Annotated in this window: 10 protein-coding genes; 9 read left to right on the top strand and 1 reads right to left on the bottom strand. The window is 65.3% G+C overall.

The window, feature by feature from the left end; genetic code table 11:
- Positions 1 to 53: 53 nt before the first annotated feature.
- The 7 genes from ftsZ (at position 54) to A3840_RS03615 (ending at position 9908) form a co-directional block, all read left to right on the top strand.
- On the top strand, positions 54 to 1715 hold the full coding sequence (ftsZ, locus tag A3840_RS03645; RefSeq protein WP_067452034.1) for a cell division protein FtsZ: 1662 nt from the start codon (positions 54 to 56) through the stop codon (positions 1713 to 1715).
- Positions 1716 to 1820: 105 nt separating this feature from the next.
- Complete coding sequence (gene lpxC, locus A3840_RS03640) at positions 1821 to 2777, top strand: UDP-3-O-acyl-N-acetylglucosamine deacetylase (RefSeq protein ID WP_067452028.1); 957 nt, start codon at positions 1821 to 1823, stop codon at positions 2775 to 2777.
- A gap of 97 nt (positions 2778 to 2874) precedes the next feature.
- Positions 2875 to 3711 carry an outer membrane protein assembly factor BamD gene (locus tag A3840_RS03635; protein WP_165603116.1) on the top strand — a complete coding sequence of 279 codons (837 nt, stop codon included), beginning with the start codon at positions 2875 to 2877 and terminating at the stop codon, positions 3709 to 3711.
- Positions 3712 to 4120: 409 nt separating this feature from the next.
- Positions 4121 to 5791 carry a DNA repair protein RecN gene (gene recN / locus A3840_RS03630; protein WP_067452027.1) on the top strand — a complete coding sequence of 557 codons (1671 nt, stop codon included), beginning with the start codon at positions 4121 to 4123 and terminating at the stop codon, positions 5789 to 5791.
- Between the two features lie 160 nt (positions 5792 to 5951).
- Complete coding sequence (ligA, locus tag A3840_RS03625) at positions 5952 to 8162, top strand: NAD-dependent DNA ligase LigA (protein ID WP_067452026.1); 2211 nt, start codon at positions 5952 to 5954, stop codon at positions 8160 to 8162.
- A 13-nt stretch (positions 8163 to 8175) separates the two neighbouring features.
- Entirely contained in the window at positions 8176 to 9429 is a 1254-nt protein-coding gene (locus tag A3840_RS03620) for a hypothetical protein (RefSeq protein WP_131798237.1), read from the top strand.
- A 14-nt stretch (positions 9430 to 9443) separates the two neighbouring features.
- Positions 9444 to 9908, top strand: a complete 465-nt coding sequence (locus tag A3840_RS03615; protein WP_067452020.1) for a DUF3828 domain-containing protein — start codon at positions 9444 to 9446, stop codon at positions 9906 to 9908.
- A 154-nt stretch (positions 9909 to 10062) separates the two neighbouring features.
- On the opposite strand, the gene A3840_RS03610 is transcribed toward A3840_RS03615, so the two are convergent.
- Entirely contained in the window at positions 10063 to 11883 is a 1821-nt protein-coding gene (locus tag A3840_RS03610; RefSeq protein WP_067452017.1) for an aminopeptidase P family protein, read from the bottom strand.
- A gap of 110 nt (positions 11884 to 11993) precedes the next feature.
- On the opposite strand from A3840_RS03610, the gene A3840_RS20110 reads away from it, so the two are divergent.
- Positions 11994 to 12128 carry a hypothetical protein gene (locus tag A3840_RS20110; protein WP_281180538.1) on the top strand — a complete coding sequence of 45 codons (135 nt, stop codon included), beginning with the start codon at positions 11994 to 11996 and terminating at the stop codon, positions 12126 to 12128.
- Positions 12129 to 12246: 118 nt separating this feature from the next.
- Complete coding sequence (locus A3840_RS20105) at positions 12247 to 12378, top strand: hypothetical protein (RefSeq protein ID WP_281180537.1); 132 nt, start codon at positions 12247 to 12249, stop codon at positions 12376 to 12378.
- Positions 12379 to 12543: the final 165 nt, after the last annotated feature.

Below are 12543 nucleotides of genomic sequence, written 5' to 3'. Positions count from 1 at the left end.
GTTAACGAATGGGCGGGTAAATCTTAACCAACCACGCCACTATGGGGCCAGTAATGACCATCAATCTCACGATCCCGGATATTCAAGAACTCAAGCCCCGCATCACCGTGTTCGGCACAGGTGGCGCCGGCGGCAACGCCGTCAACAACATGATCGAATCCGGCCTGGACGGGGTCGATTTCGTCGTTGCCAATACCGATGCGCAGGCGCTGGCGCTCAGCAAGGCGCAGCGGATCATCCAACTGGGCGTGGGCGTCACCGAAGGGCTTGGCGCCGGCTCGCATCCGGAAGTCGGCCGTGCGGCCGCCGAGGAAAGCTGGGACGAGATCAACGACCATCTCTCCGGCTCGCACATGGTGTTCATCACCGCGGGCATGGGTGGCGGCACCGGCACCGGCGCGGCGCCCGTGGTGGCGCGCGCGGCGCGCGAGCAGGGCATCCTGACGGTTGGCGTGGTGACCAAGCCGTTCAATTTCGAGGGCAATCGCCGGGCGCGGCTGGCCGAGGACGGTATCGACGAGCTGCATCGCCATGTCGATACGCTGATCGTCATCCCCAACCAGAACCTGTTCCGCGTCGCCAACGAAAAGACCACCTTCGCCGATGCCTTCGCCATGGCCGACCAGGTGCTGTTCTCGGGCGTGGCCTGCATTACCGATCTCATGGTCAAGGAAGGCCTGATCAACCTCGACTTCGCCGACGTGCGCGCCGTGATGCGCGGCATGGGCAAGGCGATGATGGGCACGGGCGAGGCTTCGGGCGAGGATCGCGCCCGCCATGCCGCCGAGGCGGCCATCGCCAATCCGCTCCTGGACGACGTCTCCATGCATGGCGCGCGGGGCCTCTTGATCTCCATCACCGGCGGTCCGGACCTGACGCTGTACGAGGTGGACGAAGCGGCCAGCCGCATTCGTGAGGAAGTCGATACCGACGCCAATATCATTCTGGGCGCGACCTACGATCCGAACCTCAATGGCACGATCCGTGTCTCGGTGGTCGCCACCGGCACCGACGCCACCATGGTGCAGGCCTTGGAGCCGCCGAAGCCGAATGCCTCGCGCACGCCGCTTTCGGTGAAGCGCCATGTGCCGGCCGAGCGCTCGGTGGTGCCGCAGGCGCCCCAGCCGGCCATGGAAGAGGTCGAGGATATCGGCCATCAGGTCGAGGCCGCCGTGGCCGAGGCTTTCGCCACCCAGCAGCCGGACCATCACGGCTATGCGCAGGAAGACGACGGCATCCTGGTCGAGCCCTATATGCCGGCCGCCGAAGCCATCGCCGAGCCGGAAGATGCGCCGATGGTGCAGGAACAGCCGATCCCCAGCGTCTATGTGCCGTCCCATGCCGCTCGCCCCGATGGGCAGCGCCGCATGCCGCGCACCGAGGAATTGCCCGCTGTTGCGCGTCGGACACAGGCCGCGCAGGAACGGCAGGATGCCGAGCCGCGCAATGCCCGCGCCCTGTTCAAGCGCCTGGCCTCCAATGTCGGGCTCAATCTCAGCCAGCCCCAGGCTCCGGCCCGCAGCGAGCCGCAGCCGTCCATGGCCGACGACGCGGCCGCCCGCAGCGCCATCGAGGCCGGTGGTGCAAGGGCTTCGCGGGTGCCCCCGGCCAGCGAAGGTGCTCGCGGTACGCTCGACAGCCAGGGTCGTGCTCCGGCCGCTGCGGCGCCCAAGGAGCACCTGGAAATTCCGGCTTTCCTGCGCAAGCACGGTTGAACCGCTGGCAATCTTTTACCAAATGCTCACTCGGTGCGGCTTCCGCACCGAGTTTTTTTTGGCTAACAGTTCGGTGAGCGACGTTATCGCGGAGTAAATCATCCCATGAACAGGCTTTCGACGCGCCAGCGCACGCTCGCCGGTGAGATAAGTTTTGCCGGTTATGGCGTCCATGGCGCGCAGCCGGTGACGCTGACTATCGGGCCATCGGCGCCCGATAGCGGCTATCTGATCCGCCGCGATCTCGGCAATGGCCGCATGACCAGTGCGGTGCCGGTGCATCACACGCGTGTCAGCCGCACCACCCTGTGCACCACGCTCGACCTGGGCGACAGCGTCAGCGTGGCGACGGTGGAACATGTCGTGTCGGCGCTTTCGGGCATGGGCATCGACAATGCGCTGATCACGCTCGACGGGCCGGAATGCCCGATCATGGACGGCTCGGCCTTTCCCTTCGCCGAGGCGATCCTGTCGCGCGGCATCGAGATCCAGCCGGCGCAGCGCAAGTTCCTCAAGGTGCTGCGCGCGGTCACGGTGCGCAATAACGATGCCTTCGCCGCGCTCGAACCCTATAATGGCCGCGCGCTGGACCTGGAGATCGATTTCGATTCCAAGGTGATCGGCCGGCAGCGGATGATCTTCGACTGGACGCCGCGCCGCTATTACGAGGATGTGGCGCGCGCCCGCACTTTCGGCTTCGTGCGCGACGCCAAGATCCTGCGCCAGGCCGGCTATGCGCTGGGCTCCAGCCTCGACAATTCCATCACGGTGCACGAGGACCGGATTCTCAATCCGGGCGGGCTGCGCTTCGAGGACGAATTCGTCCGCCACAAGCTGCTCGACGCCATCGGCGACCTGTCGCTGGGCGGTTTGCCTATCTGGGGGCGCTTTCGCTCATATAAGGGAGGCCACGCGCTCAATGCACATGTTCTGGCCGGTCTCTTTTCGAGCGAGGCCAATTATGAGATAGTGAGCGCCGAAGATCTGCCGCTGGAATTCGAGGCATTCGATGACCAGCCGGAGGGTCTGGAGGTCCATCATTATCTGCGGTCCGTGCGCTGATCCGGGATCAAGACCCGGAAAGCCGCGCCACAGTTTTGATCCATTTGCCAACTACGCCGCAGCCCTTCATGCGGAATATCCAGAAACGGGGCAGTTCGTGAAACTTGTCGACTTGAGCCAGTTTTCCAGCCGGGCCGCCCGGATCGCCGCCATTGGCCTGCTGGCCGTGGCTCTCGCGGGCTGCAGCATGTTCAGCCCGCCCAAGGTGCGCGAAGAGCCGATCGTGCCTGCTGCCTCGCTCTATCAGGGCGCGCTGGACGATATGGACCGGCAATATTTCCAGACCGCCATCAAGAAGCTGGAACAGCTCGAGCGCCAGCATCCGCGCGATCCGCTGAGCGAACAGGCCAAGCTGATGCTGGTCTTTGCCCATTATCGCAGCGGCAAGCTGGACGAAGCCATCATGGCCGCCGACCGTTTCCTGGCGCTCTATCCCAATGGCAAGGACGTTCCCTATGTGCTCTGGCTCAAGGGCACGGCCTATTTTGCCCAGATCAAGGACATCACCCGCGACCAGCAATTGTCGCGCGATGCCATCGACACCTATCAGCTGCTGATCAACAATTATCCCAAGTCCGAACACGCCATCGACGCCAAGGAAAAGCTCCTGGTCGCGTTCGACCAGCTGGCCGGCAAGGAAATGTCGGTGGGCCGCTATTACCAGGGCAATGGCCAATATGCCGCCGCCATCAACCGCTTCCGCGAAGTGGTGGAGCGTTGGCAGACCTCGACCCATATCGAGGAAGCCCTGTACCGGCTGACCGAAAGCTATCTGCTTCTGGGCCTGACCAACGAGGCCATGTCGGCGGCGGCCGTGCTGGGGCACAATTACCCCTCCAGCGATTGGTACAAGCGCGCCTTCGAGCTTCTGGGCAAGCAGGGCCTGGCCCCGCAGCTCAATTCCGGAAGCTGGCTCGCCGCCGTTCGGAATTAGCTCGGAACGTTACGCTTCGAGCTGGACCGTCCACACACTCGGTTGTCACCCCGGCGGAGGCCGGGGTCCATCTTGAGATCGCGAGATGGATCCCGGCCTGCGCCGGGATGACAGCGGTGATAGGGAAGCGCTGGGCCTCAATTCAACAGACTGATCCAGAGTTTTTGTTATGCGAAAGGGCCCCGTTCGGGGCCCTTTTTGTTTGTGCCGGATCATCTCACTATCGGCGGGACAACCCTGGCAGTGACGACAGGCGAATGCGATAAGGCGCCGGCCAAATCGTGTTGCCATTTTGTTCCGTTCGGCTATGATGATTGCGGCCTTTGTTGTGGAAGCGTTGCGCTGCGGCCGGTGAACCGGGCGGGGCGATGCTATAGGTGGCCATCGGTCCATTTTCGGGAACTTGCGCATGCTCAACGCGCTGTCGGTCCGCAATATCGTCCTCATCGACCAGCTCGACCTGGCCCTGGATGCCGGCATGACGGTGCTGACCGGGGAGACCGGCGCCGGCAAGTCCATCCTGCTCGACGCCCTGGCGCTGGCGCTGGGCGGGCGCGGCGATGCCTCGCTGGTGCGCCAGGGGCAGGAGAGCGGCCAGGTGGTCGCGGTGCTGGAGCTGGCGGCCGATCACCCGGCCCGCGCCCTGCTGCGCGACAATGCCATTGCCGACGACGAGGATGTCATCCTGCGGCGCGTGCAATTCGCCGATGGCCGCACCCGCGCCTTCATCAATGACCAGCCGGTTTCGGCTTCGCTGCTGCAGAAGGTGGGCAGCCAGATCATCGAGATTCACGGCCAGCATGACGACAGGGCGCTGGTGGATGTGGCCACCCATCGCGCGGCGCTGGACGCTTTCGGGGAATTGACCGCCGAGGTCGCCGCCGTACGCCAGACCTGGGCCAGCCTGGTGGAGGCCCAGCAGGCCGTCGAGGAGCAGCGCGGCCTGGTGGCCGAGGCGCTGGCGGCCGAGGATTATGCCCGCCACAGCGTGGAGGAATTGGGCAAGCTGGCCCCCGCCATTGGCGAGGAAGAGGAACTGGCCGAGCGGCGCCAGCAATTGCAGCAGGCCGAGAAGGCTTCGGCCGACGTGGTTGAGATCGACGAAATCCTCAATGGGCCGAATGCGCCGACCCCGGCTCTGGCCTCCTTGATGCGTCGGCTGATGCGCAAGATCGACGGCGGCACGAGCCTGTTCCAGCCGATCGTGGAGGCGCTGGATGCCTCGCTCGAAGTGCTGGACCGCACCAATGATGCGCTCGAGGACTTGAAGCGCGAAATGGCTTTCGATCCGGGCGAACTGGAAGCGGTGGAGGAGCGCCTGTTCGCGTTGCGCGCGGCGGCGCGCAAGCATCAGACGACCTGCGACGGCCTGGTCGAGGTGCTGGCGAAATATCAGGGCGACCTCGAGACCCTGCAGAGCGGAGAAAGCCGGCTCCGGGCGCTGGAAGCGGCCGAGGCAGCGGCGCGGGCCCATTATCGTGAAGCCGCCGAGGCGCTCAGTGCCGGCCGTGCCAGGACGGGCAAGGCGCTGTGCAAGGCGGTCGAGGCCGAATTGCCCGATCTCAAGCTGGGCGCCGCGAAATTCATCGTCGATCATCAGGCCGATACGGCGCGCGTGGCCGCGACGGGCTTCGATCAGATCGCCTTTCACGTGCAGACCAATCCGGGCACGGCGGCGGGGCCGCTGCTCAAGGTGGCTTCGGGCGGCGAATTGAGCCGGTTCCTCCTGGCGCTCAAGGTGGTCCTGGCCGACCGCGGTTCGGCGCCGGTGCTGATCTTCGACGAGATCGACACCGGGGTGGGCGGGGCGGTGGCCGACGCCATCGGGCGGCGCCTGGCGCGGCTGGCCGATGGCGTACAGGTGCTGACGGTGACCCATGCGCCGCAGGTGGCGGCGCGGGCGCAGCGCCACCTGCTCATCGAAAAGCAGATGGTGGAGGAGGGGGCCTTCATGCGCACCCATGTGCGCCCGCTCGACAGGCCGGCGCGGCAGGAGGAAGTGGCCCGCATGCTGGCCGGCGCGGAAATCACCAACGAAGCGCGGGCTGCTGCCAAGAAATTGCTCGGCGCGGTGGGATAGAGGTGGACATTCCCCGGCCTTCGGGAATCTCCTAAGTAGACCTCATTCTGAGCCTGTCGAAGGACGAGGTCGTGGCACCCGGATTCCAATGTTCCCGACCTCGTGGTTCGACAGGCTCACCATGAGGCCTCCAAAATGCCGTAGCGGGCGAGAGTGAACGATGTCCGACCGACCACAAAAAGACGTTGCCGATCTGTCCGAGGATGAGGCCCGCCTGGAGCTTGAGCGCCTGGCCGCTGCCATCGCCGCGGCCGATATCGCCTATCACCAGAACGACGCGCCGGAGATCAGCGACGCCGAATATGACGCGCTGAAGCGCCGGAACGACGCCATCGAGGAAGCCTTTCCCGGATTGGTGCGCGCGGACAGCCCCACGGGCCGGGTGGGCGCGGCGCCGGCCGAGGGCTTTGCCAAGGTGCGCCATGGCGTGCCGATGCTGAGCCTGGCCAAGGCCTATACCGATCAGGACGTGGTCGATTTCATCGAGCGCGGGCAGCGGTTTTTTCAGCGCGATGAGGGGCTGGAACTGGCCTTCACCGCCGAGCCGAAGATCGATGGGCTTTCGGCCTCGCTGCGCTACGAGAACGGCGTCTTCGTGCAGGGGGCGACGCGCGGCGATGGCAGCGTGGGTGAGGATATCACCGCCAACCTCCGGACCATCAAGGACATTCCCGAAAAGCTGGCCGGCTCCGGCTGGCCGGAGGTGATCGAAATCCGCGGCGAGGTCTATATGACCTATGCCGAATTCCAGGCGCTGAAGGAGCGTTCGGCCGCTATTGGCGGGCAGGATTACGTCAATCCGCGCAATACGGCGGCCGGGTCGCTGCGCCAGAAGGACCCCACGATCACCGCCAGCCGCAATCTCAAGTTCTTCGCCTATGCCTGGGGCCTGGCCAGCAGCGAGCCGGCCACCAGCCAATATGAGGCGGTGCAGAAATTCGCCGAATGGGGTTTTGCCGTCAGCCCGCTCATGGTGCGGGCGAAATCGGCCGAAGACCTGATCGCCCATTACCGCACCATCGAGGCGCAGCGGTCTTCGCTCGGCTACGATATCGATGGCGTGGTCTACAAGGTCGACAGCATCGAATTGCAGAAGCGATGGGGCTATGTCACCGGCGAGCCGCGCTGGGCCATTGCGCATAAATTCCCCGCCGAGCGGGCGACGACCACCTTGCGCGGCATCGATATCCAGGTGGGACGCACCGGCACGCTGGCCCCGGTGGCGCGGCTCGACCCGGTCAGCGTGGGCGGCGTCACCGTGGTCAATGTGACGCTGCACAACGAGGATTATATTGCCGGCAGGGACAGCAATGGCCTGCCCATCCGCGAGGGCAAGGATATCCGCATCGGCGACAGCGTCGTCATCCAGCGCGCCGGCGACGTCATTCCGCAGATCGTCGATGTCCTGATCGACAAGCGCCCGGCCGGGGCGGAGCCCTATCGCATGCCCGAGACCTGCCCGGTCTGCGGCTCGCCCGCGACGCGGGAGATCAATCCCAAGACCGGCAAGGAGGATTCGCGCCGCCGCTGCACCGGCGAACTGGTCTGCGCCGCCCAGGCGGTGGAAAACCTCAAGCATTTCGTCTCGCGCGGGGCGCTGGATATCGAAGGGCTGGGCGCGGAGAATATCGAATTGTTCTTCGCCAAGGGCCTGGTGCGCAACGCCGCCGATATCTTCACCCTCAGGGAGCGCCGTGCCGCCGTGCAGGAGGCGCTTGCGGAGCGCCGCGAGGAGCAGGCGCGGGCGCGCGAGGCGGCCTCGGGCAAGACGCGCAAGAATGTCCGCGCCGTCCAGGACCGCAATTATGAAGGGCTCGACAAGCTGTTCGGCGCCATCGATGCGCGGCGCGAGCCGGAACTGGACCGCTTCATCTTCGCGCTGGGCATCCGCCATATCGGGGAAACCACGGCCGCCGCGCTGGCGCGCACCTTCGGCACCATGGAAGAGCTGATGCGGGTGGGCAAGGAGGTGGCGGCGGCCGAGGACCCCATGGCCGCCTTCCCCTCCATTGACGGCATCGGCTCCACCGTGGTCGAGGCGCTGGTCGACTTTTTCGGCAATGAGCGCAATGACGACGTGCTGGAGGCCCTGCTGGTCCAGGTGCATCCAAAGCCCTATGTGATCAATATTTCCGCCGACAGCCAGGTGGCGGGGAAAACCGTGGTCTTCACCGGCTCCCTCGAAAAAATGACACGATCGGAAGCCAAGGCTATGGCCGAGCGGCTGGGCGCCAAGGTCGCCGGCTCGGTATCGGCCAAGACCGATATCCTGGTGGCCGGCCCCGGCGCGGGTTCCAAGCTGAAGACGGCGCAGGAGCATGGCGTCGAGGTGATCAGCGAGGACGAGTGGTTCGCGCGGGTCGGACGATAGAACCGGAGGGAATATGCGGGCATTTTGCGGTTTGGCGCTGGCCGGGATGATCATGTTCGGCCCGGTCCTGGCGAGTCCCATGGGCGAACAATTGCCGGACCTGCTCTATGCCGGCACGGCCGTCGAGAACCGCGAGGCCGTGCTGGCCGAATGCGATGGCGGGGCCGCCGATGCCTGTTTCGGGCTGGGCCTCATCGATCTCGTCACCACCGCCGAGGGCCTGTCGCAGGCCTTGTACCGGCATGGCGCCACCACGCCGGACATGGCCGGGGCCGCGTTCTTCCTCGGCCTGCCCCTGGATATCGAGGTCGAACCGGCCAATCCCGATCCGGAACCGCTCGATTATGCAGGCCTGCGCGCCATTCTCGAGGACTTCGTGGCCGGCCTGGATCAGGCCCGGCAGAGCTTCCTGCGCGCCGGGGAGGCGGGCGATTATCTCATGCTCGTTGATCCCCTGCGCGTGCGGCTCGATATGGACGGCGACGGCACGGCCGGGGACGGCGAGACCCTGGCGGCCCTGCTCGGCGACATGATCGATCTGCCCGCGCCGCGCACCAAGGGCGACAAGACCAGCGCGCCGGAAACCAATATCGGCTTTGACCGGGCCGATGCCTTCTGGTTCGCCGGCTATACGCAGATCACCGCCGCCCCCGTAGACCTGCTTCTGGCGCACGATTTCTCCGACCTTTTCGCGGCGATCGGCCATCGCTTCTTCCCCAATGCCGACCTGCCCATGCAGGACCATGCGCGCGGCGGCACATTGGTGATGGATGCCGAATCCGACGCTTTCTTCGCCGACGTGATCGCGGCCCTGCATCGGGCCAGCTTCCCGGTGCAGGATGCCGAGCGCCTGCGCGGCGTTCTCGCGCGGGCGCAGGCGGTGACGGAATTGTCGCGACGGAACTGGGAGGCGATCCTGGCCGAGACCGACGACAATCGCGAGCTCGTGCCCGCGCCCGGCCAAACCTCCCTGGTGCCCGGCCATAATGTCACCGACGAGGTCGTCGAGGCCTGGATGGCGACGCTGGATCGGGTGGATGAAATCCTGGCCGGCGAGCTGCTGCTGCCCCATTGGCGCTTCCAGCAGGGTTTCGATCTCAAGGCCTATTTCGAAACGGCGACGGAAACCGACCTGGTCATGCTGTTCACCGGGCAGGGCGCGCTGCCCTTCCTGCGTGACGGGCCGGTCGCCGATGCCGAGAGTTTCGCGGCGGGCAATGCGGTGTTCGGCGAGAACTGGCCGAGCTTTGCCATCTGGTTCAATTGAGCGGGCGGGCGGCGATGCGACGGATTTTCCTTGCGGCGGGCGTCTTGCTCGCCTTGGCCGGCGCGGCGATCGCGCAGCCATTCGAGACGCCCGAGGCCCTGCTCGAGGCCTTCTACGAACCCTATTTCACCGATGAATTTCCCGAGGACGAAAGCGCCTTCCGCTCCGCCGCGCTGAACGCGCTCTATGCGGCCGATGCCGAGAATACGCCCCTGGGCGAAATGGGCGCGCTGGGCTTCGATCCCTATGTCGACGGACAGGATTACCAGCTCGCGGATCTGGTGATCGATGCGGCCGAAATTTCGGGCGATGCCGCATCGGTGGCTGTCAGCTTCACCAATTTCGGCCGGCCCACCGCGCTGACCTATGAACTGGTCCATGAGGGCAATGGCTGGAAGATCGACGACGTCGTGTCCAGCGGCGGCGAATATCCCTACCGGCTGAGCGATATCTTCGCGGCGGCCCTGGGCGGGGAGTGAGGCGAAGCGCATTCCACTTTTGACGTTCAAATGCGCACGCCCGAAGACCTCATGGTGAGCCCGTCGAACCACGAGGTCGGGCGCACCGAAGCCTGGGTACCACGACCTCGCCCTTCGACAGGCTCAGGATGAGGTCTACTTGCGTATTGGCGCCCTAAATCGCGGCCGTCGCCGCTTTCAGCCAGTCCTTGACCTTGCCGCTCACCAAGGGGCCGATTTCTTTCCAGACGCGGGCATGGAAGGCGTTGAGCCAGGCCGTTTCCGCCGCCGTCATCAGGGTGCGGTCGATCAGGCGCGTATCGATCGGCGCCAGGGTCAGGGTTTCGAAATCGAGATAGCCGGGAAAATCCTCGGCATCGCGCACCGCGATCAGGTTTTCGATGCGGATGCCATATTCCCCGGCCTTGTAATAGCCGGGCTCGTTGGAGAGCACATTGCCGGCTTCCAGCGGCAGGACATAGCGGGGCGCGATGCCCACCGGCCCCTCATGCACCCCCAGAAAGGCGCCGACGCCGTGCCCGGTGCCGTGATTATAGGTGATGCCTTCCTGCCAGAGGAACTGACGGGCCAGGATATCGATCTGCGCGCCGGTCGTGCCCTTGGGAAAGCGGGCCGTGGAAATGGCGATCATGCCCTTGAGCACGCGCGTATAGCGGTCCTTCTGCTCGGGGGTCGCCGCGCCGGTATGGAGCGTGCGGGTGATGTCGGTGGTGCCCGAGAGATATTGGGCGCCGCTATCGACCAGCATGATCTCGCCGGCATTGAGCCTGCGGTCGGTCTTGGTGGTCACGCGATAATGCACGATGGCGCCATTGGGGCCGGCGCCGGAAATGGTGTCGAAGCTGGCATCGATGCAGGTCTCTTCCTCGCGGCGGAAGGCCTCGAGCGCGGTGACGATGCCGATTTCGGTCAGCGCGCCCTTGGGTGCTTTGGCGTCGAACCAGCAGAGGAACTTGGCCAGGGCCACGCCATCCAGCTTGTGGGCCTCGCGCATGCCGGCCAGTTCGGCGTCGTTCTTGCGCGATTTCGGGCCCAGGACCGGATCGCGCTTCTCGATCAGCCGGGCGCCGGCCCCGCGCAGCGTTTCGGCGATGGCGGCAGGGGCCGATTGGGGATCGACCAAGACGGCCTTCTGACCCGCGCCGAGCTTTTCCAGCGCCTTGGTGAGCGTCGTGGCCTTGGCGATCCGGGCAATGCCGTCCAGCGCCCTGGTGAGGTCCGGAGTGATCTTGGCGGCATCGAGATAGAGCGTGGGCAGGCCGGATTTCGGCACGATGGCGAAGCCGAGCACGAAAGGCGTGTTGGGCACGTCGCGGCCACGCATGTTGAATAGCCAGCAGATGGATTCGGGCAGGGTCAGCACGGCGGCATCGGCCTTTTCGGCGGCCAGAACCTCGTGCAGATAGCCGATTTTGTCCTGGGCGGTGCGGCCGGCGCGGTTATGGCCCAGGAATTCGATAGGGCTGACCGGCGGGGCAGGGCGATCGGTCCAGATGGCATCGACCAGATTGGCATGCGGCACGATTTCGGCATGGCCGGCGAGCTTGTCGGCAAGGTCGCGGATTTCCCCCGGCGTATGCAGCCAGGGGTCATAGGCCAGCTTGCCGCCCTTGGGCACATAGAGCCTGATGTCCGGGCTGATGCCGCCCTGCACCTCGATCACGTCGATCTTGGTAATATCGGTCTGGCTGGGCGCCTGCAGCGTATAGCGGCTGTCCACGAACAAAGCCGCCTTCTTCGCCCCGATCAGCGCCAGCCCGGCCGAGCCGGTAAAGCCGGTGACATAGGCCAGGCGCGCCTCGCTGGCGGGCACGGATTCGCCGCGATGCGCGTCAGCCCGGGGGATGAGGAAGCCGTCCACGCTCGCCGCTTTCATCGCGGCGCGCAGCGCGACGAGGCGGGGCGCGACCTGGCCGGGATCGGCCTTTTCCTCGAAGGACTGGAACCGGGCGGGCGGGAAAGAAGAGGCGTTCATCGGCATATCCTGGCGCCGGAGTGCGCTCCGGTCATGGCTGGCTTGATCCTTTGGCGGTGGTCACCGCGCTGGCGAATCCTATCTTACACAGGAGAGACAAGGAGAGAAAAATGAGCAAGAACCGCAATTTCTTCCAGCGCGCCGTCGATGCCCTGGTCGAGGGCCGCACCCGGCAGGCCGAGCGCTATGTCGCCCAGTTCGAGCGCGCTCATGGCCGCCAGCACGACAAGATGAAGGGGCGTTAACCGCGCCTTGCAGAAACGGCATGGCTGGCTTGCCGGCAGGGCCCTAACCAGGGGCGCGCGAATAGCCTAGATAGACGATGCCGATGGGCAAAAGACCCCTCGGCGCATGGAGTAGAAGATGACTGAGAGCAAGAATGGTTTCCGCACTGCACTGGGAGGTCTCATCGACGCCCGCGGTCGTGAAGCCACACGCCAGGTCAGCTACCGCATGCAGCACCAGCTGATCGGCGCGGTTACCAAGCGCCCGTAAGGCTGCTGCAAGCGAAACGCTGACGATCAGGCCCCAATCCCCGAAGCCCGCTTCGGGGATTTTGCTTTTTTGGGCCTCCCCATCAAAAATTTATCCCCGCCCCGAAGCGCGCTATTATTCTCTGCTCATCCCCGCCGTCACGCGGCCCCCACGCAGGGTCGGGCG

The sequence above is a fragment of the Devosia elaeis genome (assembly GCF_001650025.1).
In the GTDB taxonomy this organism is placed as follows: domain Bacteria; phylum Pseudomonadota; class Alphaproteobacteria; order Rhizobiales; family Devosiaceae; genus Devosia; species Devosia elaeis.
This window is presented reverse-complemented; position numbering and strand designations above follow the sequence as displayed.